Origin of the sequence: Marinobacterium sp. MBR-111, from assembly GCF_040547585.1 — a bacterium.
In the GTDB taxonomy this organism is placed as follows: domain Bacteria; phylum Pseudomonadota; class Gammaproteobacteria; order Pseudomonadales; family Balneatricaceae; genus Marinobacterium; species Marinobacterium iners.
The window spans coordinates 56,240-74,807 of sequence record NZ_JBEPQA010000002.1 but is presented as its reverse complement, the minus strand read 5'-3'; the positions used below and the strand labels follow the sequence as shown (position 1 = coordinate 74,807).

The window sequence follows — 18,568 nt, the reverse complement described above, 5'->3', positions numbered from 1 at the left end:
CTGTCTTCTGTGCAGTTGCGAAAAAAGCCACCGCTCCGGTTGTAATTGCTGGAACGAGCCCCATTGAAAGACTAACCTGACACTTATCCGAAGATGCGCCGGCCCTAATGCACAGGCGCCCTGTAAAGAGGCACTCCATCATGGATCAATTTGAAGCAAAAGATGACGCTGTGACCGTCGAGCTTCCGGTACTGCCACTGCGTGATGTGGTGGTTTATCCCAACATGGTGATCCCGCTGTTTGTCGGGCGTGAAAAATCCATCCATGCCCTTGAACTGGCAATGGCCAGTGATAAGCAGATTCTGTTGGTGGCCCAGAAGAGTGCGTCTGAGGACGAACCGGATTCTGAAGCTCTGTTCTCTGTCGGCTGCGTTGCGAACGTACTTCAGATGCTGAAATTGCCTGATGGCACCGTGAAGGTGTTGGTTGAAGGTGATTACCGTGCGCAGATCAGAGCCCTGTCTGAGTCTGAAAAATGCTTCCACGCACAGGTGACGGTGTTGCCGGTAGAAGATGTAAGTGCGGCGGAGGCTGAGGTCTACAAAAAAACGGCTCTTGATCAGTTTGAGCGCTTTGTACAGGTCAACAAGAAAATCCCGTCCGAGGTGCTCAGCTCGCTTCAGAATATTGACGACATTGGCCGTCTGGCCGACACCATCGCTGCACATATGGCCCTCAAGCTGGATGAGAAGCAGGCCATTCTGGAAATTCTGGGTACACGTCAACGTCTTGAACATCTGATGTCACTGATGGAAGCGGAAATCGACCTGGTTGAGGTCGAAAAGCGCATCCGGGGCCGTGTAAAAAAACAGATGGAGAAGAGTCAGCGTGAGTATTACCTCAATGAGCAGATGAAGGCGATCCAGAAGGAACTGGGTGATATGGATGAAACCGGCTCTACCGATATGGAAGAGCTGAAAAACCGTATCGAAAGCGCCGGCATGCCTCAGGAAGCGCTGGACAAGACGCTCAACGAATACAACAAGCTGAAAATGATGTCGCCCATGAGTGCCGAAGCAACGGTGGTGCGTGGCTACATTGACTGGATGCTGCAAATCCCTTGGGTCAAGCGCTCTCGTGTGCGCCTGGACATGAAACATGCCGAGAAGATCCTCAATGAGGATCATCACGGTCTTGAAGAAGTCAAGGATCGCATTCTCGAGTATCTCGCCGTACAGAAGCGAGTGAAGAAGCTGAAGGGGCCGATTCTGTGTCTGGTTGGGCCTCCGGGTGTCGGCAAGACCTCTTTGGGCCGCTCCATAGCACGTGCGACAAACCGCAAGTATGTACGCATGGCGCTGGGTGGTGTACGTGATGAGGCCGAGATTCGCGGTCATCGCCGTACCTACATCGGCTCCATGCCGGGTAAACTGATTCAGAAGATGTCACGCATCGGTGTCAAGAACCCGCTGTTCCTGCTGGATGAGATCGACAAGATGGGCATGGACCATCGTGGTGATCCTTCATCGGCATTGCTGGAGGTGCTTGATCCCGAACAGAACAGCAGTTTCAACGATCATTACCTCGAAGTGGATTACGATCTGTCTGACGTGATGTTCGTGTGCACATCGAACTCGATGAACATCCCGGGGCCTTTGCTGGACCGTATGGAGATCATTCGGATTCCGGGGTATACCGAGGACGAAAAACTTAATATTGCGCGCAAGTACTTGTTGCCGAAACAGCTTAAAAACAACGGAATCAAGGCCAAAGAGCTGGAGATCACCGACGATGCCGTACTGGGTCTGATTCGATATTACACCCGTGAGGCAGGCGTACGTGGCCTTGAACGCGAGATCGCCAAGATTGCACGCAAGGTTGTGCGTGAGCTTGCCCTTGAGCGCAAGGGTGATGTGGTCAAGGTTACGGCTGAAGAGCTGGAGCAGTATAACGGTGTCAAGAAATACAAGTTTGGCATGGCTGAAGAGCAGGATCAGGTCGGGCAGGTAACGGGTCTGGCCTGGACCTCAGTTGGGGGCGATATTCTCACCATTGAGTCAGCTGTCGTGCCCGGCAAGGGGCGTCAGATCCACACCGGATCGTTGGGTGATGTAATGAAAGAATCGATCCAGGCAGCCATGACCGTGGTGCGCAACCGGGCTCGATCACTGGGAATCAAGGCTGACTTCCACGAGAAAAACGATATTCATATCCATGTTCCTGAAGGTGCAACCCCGAAAGATGGCCCCAGTGCCGGCATTGGTATGTGCACGGCGATGGTGTCTGCCTTGACCGGAATTCCGGTGCGCTCAGAGGTCGCCATGACGGGCGAAATTACCCTGCGTGGACAGGTTCTGGCCATTGGTGGGCTGAAGGAAAAGCTGCTTGCAGCGCACCGTGGCGGGATTCGTACGGTGATCATTCCGGAGGAAAATACCCGCGATTTGAAGGAAATACCCGACAATATCAAGGCAGATCTCGATATTCGGCCAGTGAAGTGGATTGATGAAGTGCTGGACGTTGCCTTGGCATACCACCCGACACCTTTGCCGGAAGAGGTTGAAGAACCTGCTGCTGCCGAGGCCAAAAAAGGACATGCTGAGCCGGGTCAACTGAGTACACATTAACTGGAGGCCGCGGCAGAAAAGGGCTGCGGCCAGTTGACACCGGTTTCAGGCAGTTGGTATAAAGTTGCAGACTATGCGCTGGGCAACGACAACAACGGATAGAACACGATAACGATTCGATAAGGGGAACAATGTGAACAAGTCTGAACTGATTGACGCTATTGCTGCATCTGCTGATATTCCGAAAGCAGCTGCAGGCCGTGCACTGGATGCCACCCTGGATGCGGTCACTGAAGCTCTGCAGCGCGGTGAATCCGTTGCTCTGGTAGGTTTTGGTACTTTCTCCACCAAAGAGCGTGCCGCACGTACCGGCCGCAACCCGCAGACTGGCAACCCGATTGAAATTGCTGCTGCAACCCTGCCGACTTTCAAGCCGGGCAAAGCGCTGAAAGACGCGGTCAACAAGTAAACGGGATCTGAAGTCCTGATACTGGAGCGGTAGTTCAGTTGGTTAGAATACCTGCCTGTCACGCAGGGGGTCGCGGGTTCGAGTCCCGTCCGTTCCGCCAGATTCGGGCACGTTCACTGGAAGCAGAGAACTGTCTTCGTAGTCCAAGAAAGCGCATTCAGGGCTGAATGCGCTTTTTTTATAAAAGAGTCAGAGTGAACCCAAACCATGCTGCAATCCATTAGGGAAAATTCCAAAGGGATCATCGCCAAGGTCATCGTTGGCCTGATCATCGTCACCTTTGCTCTGTTCGGCGTTGAGTCGCTTGTCGGGCTTGCCAACAGTGAAAAGGCGCCGGCTGAAGTGAATGGTGAAGAGATCAGTAACCAGGATTTGCAGCGTGGTATCGAGCTGCAGCGGCGCCAGTTGCTGGCCCAGATGGGTGCAAACGGCAATCCTGCGGATATCGATGAAAATCAGCTGCGTCGTATGGTGTTGCAGGCCCTGATTGATCAGGAGGTGCGTCTGCAATCCGCCGAGTCGCAGGGTCTGTATCTGTCCGAAGCGATGATTGATCAGATGATCGTAGGCACACCGGATTTCCAGGTTGATGGTCGCTTTGACCGTAACCAGTTTGAAGCGGTACTGCGTGGTGCCGGTTTTACCCCGCTTATGTATCGTGACTTATTGCGCAAGGAGCAGTTGATTGCGCAGGAACGCAACGCTTTCCAGCTGTCCGCCTTCGCGACTGAGCAGCAGGTTGAGCGTTTGCTGAGGCTGGATCGACAAACCCGTGATATTGCCTGGGCAGAGCTGTCACTTGACCAGTTCATGCAGACTGCTGAAGTAACTGATGCAGAACTTGAGTCGCGTTATCAGGAGCAGCTGGAACGCTTCATGACCCAGCCGCAGGTCGTGCTTGACTATGTGGAACTGAATCAGGCTGATTTTGTTAAGCTCGACGCAATCACCGATGCAGAGCTGGAAAGTGCGTATCAGCAGGAATTGGCAAGGTTCCAGGCATCTGAAGAGCGTGCGGCAGCTCACATTCTGTTTGAAGAGGATGCACAGGAACAGGCTGAGGCTGTTCGTCAGCGCATTCTGGATGGTGAGCTGAGCTTTGCCGAAGCGGCACAGGAGTTTTCGGCAGACGCCGGATCTGCCGAGCAGGGCGGTGATCTGGGTTACAATAGCCGTGGTGTACTAACGGGCCCGTTTGAGGATACGCTGTTCGCCATGCAGCCGGGTGAAATATCAGAGCCTGTTCGCACCGAGTTTGGCTATCATCTGATACAGCTGAACGATGTGCGCAACACTGAGCCGCCGGCGTTTGACGAGATGGCTGCTGAATTGCAGCGTGAATTGGCCCAGTCCCGTGCTGAGGCTGAATATGTGGCTGCGCTTGAACGCTTGGCTGACTTGAGCTTTTCGGCGGGTGATCTTGATGTCCCGGCAGAGGAACTGGGGCTGGAAATTCATCAGACCGAGCCTTTTGGGCAGGCTGGCAGTGAGAGCGGGTTGGCCTCCAACCCTCGCGTGGTCAAGGCTGCGTTCAGTGAAGAGTTGACACGTGAAGGTCTTAACAGTGACCCCATCGAGCTGGATCGTGAAACAACAGTAGTTGTACGGGTTAAAGAGCAGATTCCAGAACGCCAGCTGTCGCTGGATGAAGTGCGTGATGAGCTTGAAGGCGAGTTGCGACGTGAACAGGCGGAAGCGGCACTAGAGGCTCGCCTGCAACAGTTGCTGGCGGACTTCGAGTCTGGCAATTCCCTGAACACTGTTGCTTCTGAGCTGAGCTGGAGTGAAGTGGCTTCTGCAGAGCGTGAGCAGGCAGACATGCCGTCTGCTGTCAATCGTAAGGCATTTGAGCTGCCTCGTCCGGCGGAAGATGCGGCATCATTTGGAACTGTACGTTTGCCGAACGGAGACCGCGCACTGGTTCGAGTCAATGCAGTTCAGGACCCAGACCTTGCTGATGTTGACGCTGACCTGAAGCGCCAGATGGCTGCCTTCCTGGCCAGCCGTAATGGCCAGCTGGACTATCAGCTGCATGTAGAGGCATTAACCGAGGCTGCCGAAATTGAGCGCAACTAGGTTGCAGATCTGCTGATGGAAACTGAAAAGGGCCGCACATGCGGCCCTTTTCAGTTTTGCCGGGTTTTAAACTCAGCCAGATGGCACGGCAGCGGCTTCAAGCAGGCGTTGAGTGTAGGGGTGCTCCGGGCGGCTGAAGAGCCGTTCTGTCGAGGCCTGCTCAACGACTTTGCCTGCCTGCATCACCATGACCCGATGGCTCATGGCCCTGACCACGGCCAGATCGTGACTGATGAAGAGATAGCTGAGCTGATACTGCCGTTGCAGATCACGCAGCAGCTGAATGATCTGTTTCTGTACGGTGCGATCCAGTGCGGACGTGGGTTCGTCGAGAATGATCAGCCTGGGGCGCAGCACCAGTGCCCGTGCGATGGCGATGCGCTGCCTCTGTCCGCCCGAGAACTCATGCGGATATCGGTGTCGTACTTCGGGGTCCAACCCAACATCGCGCAGGGCGAGGCATACTTGCTCATCCTGCTGACTACGCTTGGTGATACCTTGAACCTCCAGGCCTTCAGCGATGATTTCGGCAATACTCATGCGTGGGCTCAGGCTGCCGAAGGGGTCCTGAAACACCACTTGCAACTGCTTGCGCAAGGGTCTGAGCTGTTTCTGTTTCAGGTTTGAAAGCTCTGCACCATTGAATACCACTTCGCCCTTGCTGCTGATCAGTCGCAATATGGCCAGTGCCAGCGTAGTTTTGCCTGAGCCGGACTCGCCGACAACGCCCAGTGTTTCACCGCGAGCGAGTTGCAGATCTATTTCGTCCACCGCTTTGTGATGGCGGCTGACTCGTTGCAGTATTCCCTTGCGCTCGGCAAACCAGACTTTCAACGCACGGGTCTGAAGGATAATATCATCAGGATCGGCAATTGCAGCTGGCTGGCCTTCCGGTTCGGCAGCCAGGAGATTACGTGTGTACGCATGGCGGGGAGCGCGAAACAGCTCGGCACAGGGCTGTTGCTCAAGCAATTCTCCCTTATGCATGACACACACCGAGTCCGCTACCCTGCGTACAATATTCAAGTCATGAGAGATCAGTACGATCGCCATGCCAAGCTGTTTCTGAACACGTCTGAGCAGTTCGAGGATCTGGTGTTGTATGGTGACATCGAGAGCGGTTGTCGGCTCGTCGGCAATCAGCAGTTCAGGTTCATTGGCCAGGGCCATTGCGATCATGACGCGCTGACGTTGCCCGCCTGAAAGCTGGTGCGGGTATTGACCCAGCCGCTCCTGAGGGTGATCAATCCCTACCAGGTCGAGCAGTTCAAGCGCACGAGTGCGACATGAGGGCAGGCTCAGGCCGCGATGCAGATGCAGAGTTTCACCGATCTGCTTCTCCAACGTGTGCAGTGGGTTAAGCGATGTCATCGGTTCCTGAAAAATCATGCCCACCCTGTTGCCACGCAGTTGCAGCAATCGCTTCTCAGGTGCCTGAAGCAGGTTCTCACCTTGATACAACACGGCGCCTTCCGTCTGTGCCTGGGGCAAAAGTCGCAGCAGTGAAAGAGCCGTAACCGATTTGCCAGAGCCCGATTCCCCAACGATGGCAAGCGTTTTGCCCGGCTCGATATCAAAACTGATATCGCGCACAACCGCCTCGCGTGAAGAGCCAAAACGGACACTGAGATTCCGGACAGAGATCAGCGGTGTACTCACTCAGACTTTCCTCGGATCGAAGGCGTCACGGACTGCTTCACCGATGAAGATCAGCAGCGTCAGCATGACCGACAGCGAGATGAATGCGGTCAGGCCCAGCCAGGGGGCGTGAAGGTTTTCCTTGCCCTGAGCGACCAGCTCGCCCAGGGATGGCGAACCCGGGGGTAGACCAAAGCCCAGAAAATCGAGGGCGGTCAGTGTAACGATGGCGCTGTTAAACACAAAGGGCATGAACGTCAGGGTCGCGATCATGGCGTTGGGCAGTACATGGCGGTACATGATGCGGGTATCACTAAGGCCTAGCGCGCGTGCGGCACGCACATATTCAAGGTTGCGTCCGCGAAGGAACTCGGCCCGGACGACATCGACCAGGCTCATCCATGAAAACAGCAGCATGATGCCGAGCAGCCACCAGAATCCGGGCTGTACCAGTGAAGCCAGTATGATCAGCAGGAAGAGTACGGGCAAGCCAGACCAGATTTCGATAAAACGCTGAAAAAACAGATCGATGCGGCCGCCGTAGTAACCCTGAACAGCACCGGCGCAGACGCCGATAACCGAGCTTGCCAGTGTCAGCGCCAGTGCAAACAGAACCGAAATACGGAAACCGTAAATGACACGTGCCAGTACATCCCGGCCCTGATCATCCGTCCCCAACCAATTGGTTGCCGTTGGTGGCGAAGGAGCAGGTTGTTCAAGATCGTAATTGATGGTGCTGTAGCTGAAGCGGATCAGTGGCCAAACGGTCCAACCCCCGGACTCTGTAATCAACTCTTGAATGAAGGGGTCTCGGTAGTCCACGGGCAGGGCAAAGTCGCCACCAAAGTCAGCCTCGGTGTATTCCTGGACCAGTGGCCAGTAGAGCTGCTGCCCGTGACTGATCAGCAGTGGTTTGTCGTTGGCAATCAGTTCGGCGACCAGGCTCAGTCCAAACAGGATTAGAAAGATCCAGAGTGACCAATAGCCTCGGCGGTTGCGCTTGAAGCTGTCAATACGACGACGTTGCAAAGGGGAGAGCTGCACCGGCCTATACCTCCCTGCTGGCAAAGTCGATACGGGGGTCTACCAGCGTGTAGGTGATATCACTGACCAGTTTCAGCAGCAAACCCACCAGCGTGAAAATGTAGAGTGTACCGAAGATCACTGGGTAGTCTCGATTGATGACAGCTTCGTAGCCCAGCAGTCCGAGCCCATCGAGAGAGAAAATCACTTCGATCAACATCGATCCGGTGAAGAAAATGCCGATGAGGGCGGCGGGCATGCCGGCAATGATCAACAGCATGGCATTGCGGAATACATGACGGTACAGCACCGCGTTTTCATCCAGTCCCTTGGCGCGGGCAGTCAATACATACTGCTTGTGTATTTCATCCAGAAATGAGTTTTTGGTCAGCATGGTCAGTGTGGCAAAACTGGAGACCACCGAAGCCAGTACCGGCAGAGTGATGTGCCAGAAGTAGTCTGCCACTTGTTGCCACCAGGTCATCTGTTCAAAGCCGGGCGAAGTCAGTCCGCGTAGCGGAAACCATTCCAGCCAGGTGCCGCCTGCAAACAGAACGATCAATAAAATGGCAAACAGGAAGTTGGGAATTGCGTACCCCACAATGATGGCGCTGCTGGTCCAGACATCGAACGATGAGCCATCACGTACGGCCTTGCGGATGCCAAGCGGGACCGAGATTAAATAAGTGATGAGTGTGGTCCAAAGGCCCAGGGATATTGAAACCGGGAGTTTTTCGATGATCAGGTCGATAACGCTTTTGTCGCTGTAGAAGCTCTTGCCAAAATCGAACATTAGATAGTTCTGCAGCATCTGGAAGAAGCGTTCGTGTGCTGGCTTGTCAAAGCCATACATGCGCTCTATTTCAGCTATCAAAGCAGGATCCAGCCCTTGGGCTCCGCGGTAGCCGCTGTTTTCACTGCCAGCAGCGATGTCGGACTGTGCGCCGCTGCCGATGCGGTTGCCAGCATCAATCCCGAGCCCCTCAAGGTTCGCAATAGTCTGTTCAACCGGGCCGCCGGGAGCGAATTGAACCAGTATGAAGTTGAGCAGCAGTATCCCCAGCAGCGTGGGTATGATCAGCAACAGGCGACGGACAATGTACGCGGCCATCAGGGCTTGGTCCACCAGGTATCAAGGCCGAGGTCATAGGCAGGACTTACCTCAGGGTGGGCGAACCTGTTCCAGTACGCGATGCGATAGGCACTGATATGGTAGTGGGGAATCACATAATGATTCCACTGCAGCACTCGATCCAGCGCACGGGCACGCAAAACCAGTTGCTCCCGGTCTGGTGCGGCGATCAGCTGTTCAACCAGGTAGTCGACGGCTGGATTCTTAATGCCAATCAGGTTGCGACTTCCGGGCATGTCAGCTGAGCTGGAATGCCAATAGTCACGCTGCTCATTGCCAGGGGAGCTGGACTGGCCAAAGCCATACACCACCATGTCAAAGTCGAACTGACGCAACCGGTTTATATATTGGGATACGTCGACGATGCGGATACTGGCGCTGATACCCAGCCTTTCCAGATTGCGAATGAACGGAGAAACCACTCGCTCGAATTCCTTCTGCACCAGCAATATTTCAAATGTAAATGGAGAGCTGTTGCCGTCAACCAGCTTGCCTGACTCAAGTTGCCAGCCAGCCTGTTTGAGAAGCCCCAGAGCTTCACGCAACTGCGCACGGTTGCGACCACTGCCATCCGTGGTTGGGGCTCGGTAAACCTGAGTAAATACTTCAGGTGGTACCTGGTCACGCACGGCTTCGAGAATCTCCAGTTCAGCTGGGGTTGGCAGCTCTTCTGCAGCCATCTCAGAGTTGGAAAAATAACTGTGGCTGCGGGTGTAAGCGCCATAAAACAGGTTGCTGTTGGTCCATTCAAAGTCGAATGCAAGCGCAAGTGCCTTGCGCACTTCAGGCTGGCTGAACATGCTCCGGCGGGTGTTCATGATGAAACCTTGCATGCCACGCGGGTTTTCGTGTGCAATCTCTTCCTTGATGATACGACCATCAGCGAAGGGGGCGCCGGTATAACCGGTTGCCCAGGCCTTGGAGGCATGTTCACTGCGGAAATCGTACTCACCGGCCTTGAAGGCCTCCAGTGCTACCGTACTGTCGCGATAATAGTCATACTGGCGTTGATCAAAGTTGTGACGGCCGCGGTTTACTGGCAAGTCGCGCCCCCAGTAGTTGGGGTTGCGTGTGTAAACGATGGTTCTGCCTGGATCGATCTTTTCAATCAGGTAGGGGCCCGAACCAAGCGGTGGTTCCAGTGATGGTGTTTCGAAATCACGCTCGGCCCAGAAGTGCTGTGGCAGGATCGGAACCTCGCCTACTATCAGTGGGAGTTCTCGGTTGGTGCTGTCACCAAACTCGAAACGTACTGTCTGAGGGCTCAGTGCCGTTACGCTTTGAATCCCTGCATAGTAGCTTTTGAAGAAGGGGCTACCTTTCTCGCGCAGTATGTCGAACGTGAACACGACATCGTCTGCCGATACGCTGTGCCCATCACTGAATCGAGCGTCAGGATGAAGGTCGAACTCAATCCAGCTGCGATCCACGGCAACCCGCAGCTGTTGGGCCAAGAGGCCGTATTGGGAAAAGGGCTCATCCAGTGCGCGAGCCATCAAAGAGTCGTACAGTAACCCGGTCCCTTCGGCGGCGGTACCCTTGACTATGAACGGGTTGAGGCTGTCGAAGGTACCAATGGAGGATTCCTTGAAATGTCCGCCTTTGGGAGCGTCCGGGTTAACATAGTCGAAATGGCTGAAATCGGGCGGATATTTGAGGTCGCCATGCATGGCAATGCCGTGCTGGCTGTCCGGGGCCGCATGCAACGGAAGGCCGAAAAGCAGAAGCGAGAAAACGGCAGAAAGATAAAGGCATACTGAACGCAGCTGTACAGGCACTGTTTTCTCCTTGGAAGTATTGTTTTTGTGCGAATTTAACCCGTGCTGTAGTCCTGTGACAACGCCGGGTCAATCCGGTTCGGAGTCGTTGGAACGCTCTCGCTCCTGGTCCCGCTCCATCCAGCCTCGAATCTTGCGAAACAGTACCCACTTGAATAGAACGGCCAGCAACACTGAAACCGCTATGATGAATAGACTCAGGTTATCCATGATCAGCTTGCATCGGCAATATCCACGTTGAGCAGCAGGAGCGTCTGGCCAATCTTGAGCGTATCGCTGGGCGCCATCTGATTCCAGCGTGCCAGATCACGTACGCCGACACCATAGCGGCGTGCAATACTCCAGAAGCTCTCGCCCGAATCGACGCGGTGGTAGTGCTTGCGCTTTGCACGTTGCTCAAGCTGTTGGCGTTCGGCCTGGATACGCTGTTCCAGACTAAGGCTGTAACTTTCAGACGAGGCACTCGGTTTTGGCACCAGTAATGCCTGGCCTGCACGAATCAGGTGGCTGTTCAGTTTGTTGCCCTGTCTTATCACACTGACCGAGCTGCTAAACCGCTGGGCGATGGTGCTGAGGGTGTCACCGGGACGTACGGTATAGCGGTGCCAATTAACCCGCTTTTCGGGTGGCAGTGTTTGAAGAGCTTGGCGCAGGGGGGCGGCGTTCTCAGTTGGTACCAGCAACAAGTGAGGGCCATCAGGATCGGTGGCCCAGCGATTAAAGCCGGGGTTGAGTTGGTACAGAGTGTCCAGATCAAGACCGGCCATAGAAGCCGCCTGAGCCAGATCGATCTGGCCGCCGGTTTCTACAGCCTCAAAGTAGGGGGTGTTGTCGATGTGAGTTAATGTGATTCCAAGGGTGTCGGCATCACGTACTGTCCGGGCCACAGCCAGCAGTTTGGGAACATAGGCCTTGGTTTCGGCAGGCAAGTCCAGAGACCAGAAATCGGTCGGTTTGTTTTGCTCGCGGTTGCGACGCATGGCGCGACTGACGGTTCCACCTCCGGCATTGTAGGCCGCCAGTGCCAACAACCAGTCACCATCAAAACGGCGATGTAACTGTTCCAGGTATGTGAGAGCGGCATCAGTGGATGCAAGAATGTCGCGGCGGCCGTCGTACCACCAGCTGGAGCGAAGGCCAAAGTGCCGTGCCGTGCCGGGAATGAATTGCCAGGGACCAGCCGCACTGCCGTGTGAGTAGGCAAAGGGGTCGTAGGCACTTTCGATGATGGGTAGCAGAGCTATTTCGGCCGGCATGTCGCGCTTGAGCACTTCATGCAGGATGTGATGGTAGTAGGGTTTCGCGCGTTCGGTTACGCGGGGCATATGGCTGGGGTGGCGCAAATACCAGTTGAGCTGGCTTTCAAGCCGAGGGTGCTGATAGTCCAACGGCAGCTGCAGATGCTGGCGGGTAAGCTGCCAAAGGTCGCTCTCCTCGGGTTGGATCGCTCTGGGCGCTGCTGTTTGTACGGGTTTGACCAGGCTGGATGCCTTGAGTGGCTGTTTTTGTACGGTTTGGGTCTGGCAGCCAGTAAGCGCCAGACCCAAGGTGGTTGCCAGAAGCAAAGCAGGCAGTTGTCGCATCAGTCCCTGTTCCCGAAAAATCGCAAAGGCCTGATTTTATGAGGGGAATAGGTTTGCGGTCAATCAGAAACGGTTCTTCCATTCTCGCAGTGCTGCCAGAACCTCTACCTCGGTTTTAAGTGGGTTGCCGCTGTAATGTTCAGCAGAGCTGATTACATCGGGCTCAGCTGTACGCATGAAAGGGTTTATCTGTTTTTCCTGTTCAATACTGGAGGGCAGGGTTGGCAGTCCTTCGTGGCGCAGATGGTGGCAGCGTTCATGCACTCGGGTAATCTCGGCGTTGGCGGGTTCTACGCTGGCTGCAAAGGCAAGATTGGACAGTGAGTACTCATGGGTGCAGTAGACCTCAGTATTGTCGGGCAGTGAAGCAAAGTAGTGCATGGCGGCCAGCATCTGACGTGCAGTGCCCTCAAACAGCCGACCGCAGCCGGCAAGAAACAGGGTGTCACCGCAGAACAGCTGCGGCTGGTCGCCGCCCACAAAATAACTGATGTGGTCCTTGGTGTGAGCGGGTACGCCCTTGACCTGAAGAGAGTGCTGCATCAGTTTCAGCGTCTCACCATCCTGTAGTGGATGGGTGATACCTTCAAAAGGCGAATTTCGGGGGCCGTAAACCGGTACAGAAGCATGGTTGAGCAGTGTCTCAACCCCGCCGGTGTGATCGGCATGATGATGGGTGATCAGGATTGCTGCAAGGCTGTAATTGTTCGCTTCAAGCCATGCAAGAACCGGAGCGGCATCACCGGGATCGACCACGGCAACCTCGGCCGGCTGCTGAGGGCTGCGAAGCGCCCAAATATAGTTGTCATTGAAGGCAGGGATTGGATGAACGTCAAACATGTTAGGGATTCCTGCTTTTAGTTGTGAAGATACACAATGCCCAATGGGTGCAGGGCACTTAGGGTATAGATGACAACTAGGGTACTGTATACTTGAATGCGATGAAATCTTAGTCCGGCATGGGGCTCCAGCGGTATGAAGTTCAATGAGCAGCTACCCGTCGAGCAGTTAATTCCCCCGCTGTGCCAGTGGTTTGACACCCCGCTGGGGCAAGAGGTGGTTCAGGCAGAGCAGGCCTTGGCAGAATCGGTGTTGCCGACCCTGTTCGGTTATCACCTGCTGCAGGTGGGGTTGGATCATCGGCAAGTGTTATTTGATGCCAGTCCGGTATCGCGCAAGGTGATGCTGATGCCACAGATGCAACTGGGCGCTCAACCGCTCACCATCATTGCCGACCATGATGAGCTGCCGGTGTGCAGCAATGAGCTGGATGTCGTGATTTTGCACCATGCACTGGATTATGCCGCCAACCCGCACCAGGTGCTGCGAGAAGCCGCTCGTGTACTGCGTCCCGGTGGTTTTATGCTCAGCTTCAGTTTTAATCCGGCCAGCTACTGGGGGCTTTGGTCGAGGCTGAAACGACGTAATCTGCCCCCATGGGGTGGCCATCTAATCAGTCATGGTCGCCTGCATGATTGGCTTAGTCTGCTTGAAATGACTGAAGTCAGGGCGCAAACCGCCTGCCACCACCTGCCGTTGGAAAATCGGCTGTGGCGATGTCGCCTCAGCCTGTTCGAGCGCTTGAGTCGGCGTGTACCTGGGTGCAGTGGTGCTGTATTGATGGTGCTGGCGCGCAAGGATGTGGCAGGTATGACTCCGATCCGACCGGGCTGGAAACGCAGACGTTTGCTCAGTCTGCCCGTAGCTGAACCCAAGCCGACTGCCAGAGGAAAAAGTTTTTGAAAGAAGTAGAAGTATTTACAGATGGTGCCTGCAAGGGCAACCCTGGTCCTGGTGGCTGGGGCGCTCTGCTGCGTTATGGTGAGCAGGAAAAGGAGTTGTTTGGCGGTGCCAGGGATACCACCAACAACAGAATGGAGCTGCAGGCTGCCATCGAAGCGCTGGCAAGCCTTAAACGCCCCTGCAAGGTGGTGCTGACTACTGACTCACAGTATGTGCGCCAGGGCATTACCAGCTGGATGGCCGGTTGGAAGCGCAATGGCTGGAAAACGGCGTCGAAACAGCCAGTGAAAAACATTGACCTTTGGCAAGCACTTGATGAGCAAGTGGCGCGTCATGATATTGAATGGCGCTGGGTCAAAGGGCACAGTGGTCATCCTGAAAATGAAAGAGCCGACCAGCTGGCAAATCGTGGTGTAGAGGAGGTTGGCAGGGCGTGAGCGTACGGCAGATCATTCTGGATACCGAAACAACCGGTATCGACCCGGAGGCAGGGCACAACGTTATCGAAATCGGCTGTGTCGAGATGGTGCGACGAAAGCTGACCGGAAATACCTGGCACCAATACATCAAACCTGATCGTGAGGTGGAAGCCGAAGCGATTGAGGTGCATGGCATAACCAATGAATTTCTGGCTGACAAGCCACGGTTTGCCGAGCTTGCGCACGAGTTCCTTGAGTTTGTGCGCGGGGCTGAATTGATCATCCATAATGCAGCCTTTGATATCGGCTTCTTGAATACTGAATTGGCCAGAAACGGTATCAATGAGCGAGTGGATGAGATCTGCACCGTTATCGATACCCTTATGCTGGCGCGCAAGAAACATCCTGGGCAGCGCAACAGTCTGGATGCACTCTGTCGTCGCTATGGCATCGATAACTCCCACCGTGAACTGCACGGGGCGTTGCTTGACTCCGAGATTTTGGCCGATGTCTATCTGGTCCTGACGGGTGGGCAAACCAGCCTGCAACTGGGGCAGGGTGACAGCGAGGACGGTGAGGGTGAAGAGCCAATTCGGCGTATTGATGCCAGTGCCTTGGTGTTACCCATTGTCCGGGCCAACACCGATGAAATTGCACTCCATGAAGCGTTTCTTGATCTGTTGGACAAGAAAAGTGATGGGGCTGTCTGGCGCAATCTGAGCTGAGGGGGGCGTAATGGCAGATTCCATAACCGCCGAGCACTGGTTTCTTGCTCATGAGGGGCGGCTGTTACAACGCGATGATCAGATTATTTTCACGGCGGCAGACGTGGGTGATACGGACGTTCGTTATGGTGTTGATGATGGTTTCGGGCTTGCTGTTCTGGCTCAGCGTCCAGTGGGCCTGACGGCGGTTGACGGGTTACGTGGATTGCTGGCGCGGTCGGTTGATGAGGTAGAGTACGCACGTCTGGCGCGCGCATCCCAGCTGGCTACATGGCACGATCAGCACCGTTTCTGTGGCCGCTGTGGCGGCACTCTTCAAGCACACCCGCAAGATATGGCCCGGCAGTGTCCAGTCTGTAGTCTTGTTCAGTATCCGCGCATCTCGCCCTGTATCATTGTTCTGGTCACCCGGGGTGATCGCTGTCTGCTGGCTCATTCTGCACGTTTCCCTCCCGGCCGCTACAGCACTCTTGCCGGTTTTATTGAGGCCGGCGAAACCGCAGAAGCGGCGCTAAAGCGAGAAGTGTATGAAGAGGTGGGGATCAAGGTACATAACATCCGCTTTTTTGCCAGCCAGTCATGGCCTTTCCCCCATCAGTTGATGCTTGGTTTTTTTGCGGACCATCTAAGTGGTGAGCTGGTGCCGGATGGTGAAGAGATTCTGGAAGCTGGCTGGTTTGGAGTAGACGACCTGCCGGACCTGCCGCCGCCATTCAGTATCGCGCGCCAGTTGATCGACCATTTCTTCGCTGTCAAACATGACTCATCGACTGAATAATTTGCCCAGTCGAGTGGCGAGCATTACGTTGCCTTCAGCCCTCAATTGCCCTTTCATGAATGCCCCCATGCCATCCTGTTCGCCGCTGATGATGCGGATCAAGGTTGCCTCATCGAGATGCAGTACCAGGTTGGGGTCTTCATGCAGGCCATATTCGCTGGCGCACTCACCGTCACGGATATCAATATAGAAAGGCTTGGCATCGGTAAGCCGGAACTGAAATATGGCATTGAGGCCTGTTGCCTGATCGGGATTAAATTTCTGAGGCAACTTGTTGACAATGCGTTCAAGCGTGAGTGGCTGGGTCATGTTTAGGGTTGTCCTTGGCGGTGATACGGGCATGATAAAAGCTTTGTTTATGGTACAGTAGCCCCGGCTTTGAAGTGAACCCGTTAGCCCTGACCGGAGAGATAGATTGACAGCGTTTTTAGCCGAGTATGGCCTGTTTCTGGCCAAAACCCTGACCCTGATTATCGGGCTTCTGTTGTTTCTGGGCGGCCTTGCCGCATTGGTTGAGCGAAGAAAGGAACAGCGTGAAGGTCATATCGAGATCAAAAGCCTGAATGATCATCTCGAAGACATGAAAACCGATATCGAAGCGGCAGTGGTAGACGAAGCCCTGGCGCGCCAGCATGAGAAAGCGCGCCGCAAGCAGGAAAAGGCTGAAGCCAAGGCGCTGAAGAAAGCCCTGAAAAAGGGTGAAGAGCCCGAAAAACCGCGTAACCGTGTGTTTGTGCTTGATTTCGATGGTGACATGCATGCCTCTGATGTCGATCGTTTGAGGGAAGAGGTGACGGCTGTCCTGACAATCGCCGATGCTGATGACGAAGTGGTCGTCCGGCTTGAGAGCCCGGGCGGGCTTGTACATGCTTATGGTCTGGCCAGCTCACAGTTGGAGCGGTTCCGGGCTGGCAATATTCGTCTGACGGTATGCGTTGACCGTGTGGCGGCCAGTGGTGGCTATATGATGGCCTGTATTGCCGACCATCTTGTGGCTGCGCCTTTTGCGGTTATTGGCTCAATTGGGGTGGTTGCGCAGCTGCCCAACTTCCATCGCCTGCTGAAAAAACATGAAGTGGACTATGAAGTGCTGACCGCGGGTGAGTACAAGCGGACGCTCACTGTTTTCGGCGAAAACACCGAAAAAGGTCGTGAGAAATTCATCGAGGAGCTGGAAGATACCCACTCTCTGTTCAAGTCATTTGTTCGTGAATACCGTCCGCAGCTGGATCTGGACAAGGTTGCGACGGGTGAAGTGTGGTTTGGTCGCAGGGCACTGGATGAAAAGCTCGTTGACGCAATCAGCACAAGCGACGACTATCTGTTTAAACTGTGTCAGGATTGCGACGTGTATGAGTTGCACTATGAGGTCAGGCGTGGTTTACAGGAACGGCTAGGGCAACTGGCGGTATCGACATCTGACAGCCTATTGCTGCGCTGGTGGCAACGCCTGAATACCAGCCGTCTGCTGTCACGCTGACAGAATCGATTTTTGAATACTTGATGTTGTATGGGATCGTGAGTTGAGATGAGATGGAGATCGTTAATGGATCGGCCGGAGGATCTGCAAATGTATGACACCTCTGATACGGCTGGGCGGATCATTCAGGCCGCAGAGAAACTGTTCTCCGAACAGGGCTTCAAGGAAACCACCATGCGTCAGATTACGGGGCTTGCTGAAGTCAATCTTGCAGCGGTCAATTATCACTTTGGCTCCAAGTTCGGACTGATTCGCTCTGTTGCCGAACGCTCGCTGTCACCATTGTGCGAACAAGTCGATAAAGGGCTGGTGCAGCTTAATGTGGCAGATGCCACCCCAGGTCTTGATCAGTTGCTTCAGTTGATGGCTCAGGCTCTGGTGCATGTGCATGGTCAAAACCAGAATGCCCTTTCGGTACTGATGCGATTGCTGGATCAGGCCTATCTGCCCAGTCAACATGATCTTCAGGCTTTCCTGCGTGAGCGCTACGGGGCGCGTTTTGATCGTTATCTGCAGTATTTCAAGGCGGACGCAGCGCCGCTGGACGAGCGTGAATTCTTCTGGCGTCTCCATTTTCTGCTTGGTTCGGTGATTTTTACCCTGTCCAACATGCACACACTGAGTGCGCTTGAGCAGCAGGGGGAAGCCACTGAAGTGAAGCTGGAGCAGATTCTGGCTCGAATGATTCCGGTAATTTCAGCCGGAATGAAGGCGCCTGTCCGCAACGGAACCCACTGATGCAGGTTAGGCTGCGGGTTTCACTGAAGCGGCAGCAGCTGTTTGTGCTTACCGAAAAGGGTGAGTACAGCTACCCGGTGTCAACGGCGAAAGCCGGAGCCGGTGAGCGCAACGGCAGTGGCTGTACGCCGCGTGGCAGGCACTTCATTCGTGCCTGCATCGGCTCTGACCAACCCCTGGGGGCTGTATTTGTCGGTCGCCGACCAACGGGCGAGATCTATTCTGACAATCTGGCAGCTTCTCATCCCGAACGCGATTGGATATTGACCCGAATTCTTTGGCTTTGTGGCCGTGAACCCGGCTTTAACAGAGGGGGAGAGGTCGATACCCAGCGGCGGTATATCTATATTCATGGCACCCCGGATACGGAACCCATGGGCACGCCCTTGTCTCATGGTTGTATACGGATGCGAAACACGGACCTGCTGGAGCTGTTTGAACAGGTCTCTCCCGGCACTGATATTCTGATAGAAGAGTAG

17 protein-coding genes, 1 tRNA gene and 1 pseudogene are annotated in these 18,568 nt (G+C 54.7%); 11 read left to right on the top strand and 8 right to left on the bottom strand.

Going from position 1 to position 18,568, the window contains the following annotated elements; translation table 11 throughout:
• Positions 1-140: 140 nt before the first annotated feature.
• The 4 genes and pseudogenes from lon (at position 141) to ABIE61_RS01965 (ending at position 5,052) form a co-directional block, all read left to right on the top strand.
• Entirely contained in the window at positions 141-2,567 is a 2,427-nt protein-coding gene (gene lon / locus ABIE61_RS01980) for an endopeptidase La (RefSeq protein ID WP_091824439.1), read from the top strand.
• A 130-nt stretch (positions 2,568-2,697) separates the two neighbouring features.
• Positions 2,698-2,976 (top strand): annotated as a pseudogene (locus tag ABIE61_RS01975) (HU family DNA-binding protein); the annotation flags it as partial.
• Between the two features lie 23 nt (positions 2,977-2,999).
• Positions 3,000-3,076 (top strand) — tRNA-Asp (locus ABIE61_RS01970).
• A gap of 107 nt (positions 3,077-3,183) precedes the next feature.
• Positions 3,184-5,052 (top strand): SurA N-terminal domain-containing protein, encoded by a 1,869-nt coding sequence (locus ABIE61_RS01965; RefSeq protein WP_091824434.1) that lies wholly within the window; start codon positions 3,184-3,186, stop codon positions 5,050-5,052.
• Positions 5,053-5,124: 72 nt separating this feature from the next.
• Here the strand turns inward: ABIE61_RS01965 and ABIE61_RS01960 are convergent, their stop codons facing one another.
• From ABIE61_RS01960 to gloB, 7 genes are all read right to left on the bottom strand, one after another.
• Positions 5,125-6,711 carry an ABC transporter ATP-binding protein gene (locus ABIE61_RS01960; protein WP_354406257.1) on the bottom strand — a complete coding sequence of 529 codons (1,587 nt, stop codon included), beginning with the start codon at positions 6,709-6,711 and terminating at the stop codon, positions 5,125-5,127.
• The gene (locus ABIE61_RS01955; RefSeq protein ID WP_354406255.1) at positions 6,712-7,734 is read right to left on the bottom strand and encodes an ABC transporter permease; all 1,023 of its coding nucleotides are present in this window, start codon (positions 7,732-7,734) and stop codon (positions 6,712-6,714) included.
• Between the two features lie 4 nt (positions 7,735-7,738).
• Positions 7,739-8,824: a microcin C ABC transporter permease YejB gene (locus ABIE61_RS01950; protein WP_354406253.1), complete on the bottom strand. Its 1,086-nt coding sequence runs from the start codon at positions 8,822-8,824 to the stop codon at positions 7,739-7,741.
• Positions 8,824-10,623: an extracellular solute-binding protein gene (locus tag ABIE61_RS01945; protein WP_354406252.1), complete on the bottom strand. Its 1,800-nt coding sequence runs from the start codon at positions 10,621-10,623 to the stop codon at positions 8,824-8,826. The genes ABIE61_RS01950 and ABIE61_RS01945 overlap by 1 nt, the downstream gene beginning before the upstream one ends.
• 69 nt (positions 10,624-10,692) lie before the next feature.
• Positions 10,693-10,833, bottom strand: a complete 141-nt coding sequence (locus ABIE61_RS01940; RefSeq protein WP_175527595.1) for a hypothetical protein — start codon at positions 10,831-10,833, stop codon at positions 10,693-10,695.
• A 2-nt stretch (positions 10,834-10,835) separates the two neighbouring features.
• Entirely contained in the window at positions 10,836-12,206 is a 1,371-nt protein-coding gene (locus tag ABIE61_RS01935) for a LysM peptidoglycan-binding domain-containing protein (RefSeq protein ID WP_091824424.1), read from the bottom strand.
• Positions 12,207-12,269: 63 nt separating this feature from the next.
• Positions 12,270-13,046, bottom strand: a complete 777-nt coding sequence (gene gloB, locus ABIE61_RS01930; protein ID WP_354406249.1) for a hydroxyacylglutathione hydrolase — start codon at positions 13,044-13,046, stop codon at positions 12,270-12,272.
• A 135-nt stretch (positions 13,047-13,181) separates the two neighbouring features.
• Here gloB and ABIE61_RS01925 point away from each other — a divergent pair, with 135 nt between their 5' ends.
• The 4 genes from ABIE61_RS01925 to nudC are packed head-to-tail and all read left to right on the top strand — an operon-like array spanning position 13,182 to position 15,871.
• The gene (locus tag ABIE61_RS01925; RefSeq protein ID WP_091824419.1) at positions 13,182-13,949 is read left to right on the top strand and encodes a class I SAM-dependent methyltransferase; all 768 of its coding nucleotides are present in this window, start codon (positions 13,182-13,184) and stop codon (positions 13,947-13,949) included.
• Positions 13,946-14,386 carry a ribonuclease HI gene (rnhA, locus tag ABIE61_RS01920; RefSeq protein ID WP_091824416.1) on the top strand — a complete coding sequence of 147 codons (441 nt, stop codon included), beginning with the start codon at positions 13,946-13,948 and terminating at the stop codon, positions 14,384-14,386. Before ABIE61_RS01925 ends, rnhA begins: the two co-directional genes overlap by 4 nt.
• Complete coding sequence (gene dnaQ, locus ABIE61_RS01915; RefSeq protein ID WP_091824413.1) at positions 14,383-15,093, top strand: DNA polymerase III subunit epsilon; 711 nt, start codon at positions 14,383-14,385, stop codon at positions 15,091-15,093. The genes rnhA and dnaQ overlap by 4 nt, the downstream gene beginning before the upstream one ends.
• A 10-nt stretch (positions 15,094-15,103) precedes the next feature.
• Positions 15,104-15,871, top strand: coding sequence for an NAD(+) diphosphatase (gene nudC, locus ABIE61_RS01910; RefSeq protein ID WP_354406247.1), 768 nt, complete (start codon positions 15,104-15,106; stop codon positions 15,869-15,871).
• On the opposite strand, the gene ABIE61_RS01905 is transcribed toward nudC, so the two are convergent.
• Complete coding sequence (locus ABIE61_RS01905) at positions 15,857-16,180, bottom strand: SCP2 sterol-binding domain-containing protein (protein ID WP_354406245.1); 324 nt, start codon at positions 16,178-16,180, stop codon at positions 15,857-15,859. The two genes, nudC and ABIE61_RS01905, sit on opposite strands and share 15 nt — an antisense overlap.
• A gap of 106 nt (positions 16,181-16,286) precedes the next feature.
• Here ABIE61_RS01905 and sohB point away from each other — a divergent pair, with 106 nt between their 5' ends.
• From sohB to ABIE61_RS01890, 3 genes are all read left to right on the top strand, one after another.
• Complete coding sequence (gene sohB, locus ABIE61_RS01900; RefSeq protein ID WP_354406243.1) at positions 16,287-17,351, top strand: protease SohB; 1,065 nt, start codon at positions 16,287-16,289, stop codon at positions 17,349-17,351.
• A gap of 66 nt (positions 17,352-17,417) precedes the next feature.
• Entirely contained in the window at positions 17,418-18,089 is a 672-nt protein-coding gene (locus ABIE61_RS01895; RefSeq protein WP_354406241.1) for a TetR/AcrR family transcriptional regulator, read from the top strand.
• A complete protein-coding gene (locus ABIE61_RS01890) occupies positions 18,089-18,568 on the top strand; it encodes a L,D-transpeptidase (RefSeq protein ID WP_091824401.1) in 480 nt (159 codons plus the stop codon). Before ABIE61_RS01895 ends, ABIE61_RS01890 begins: the two co-directional genes overlap by 1 nt.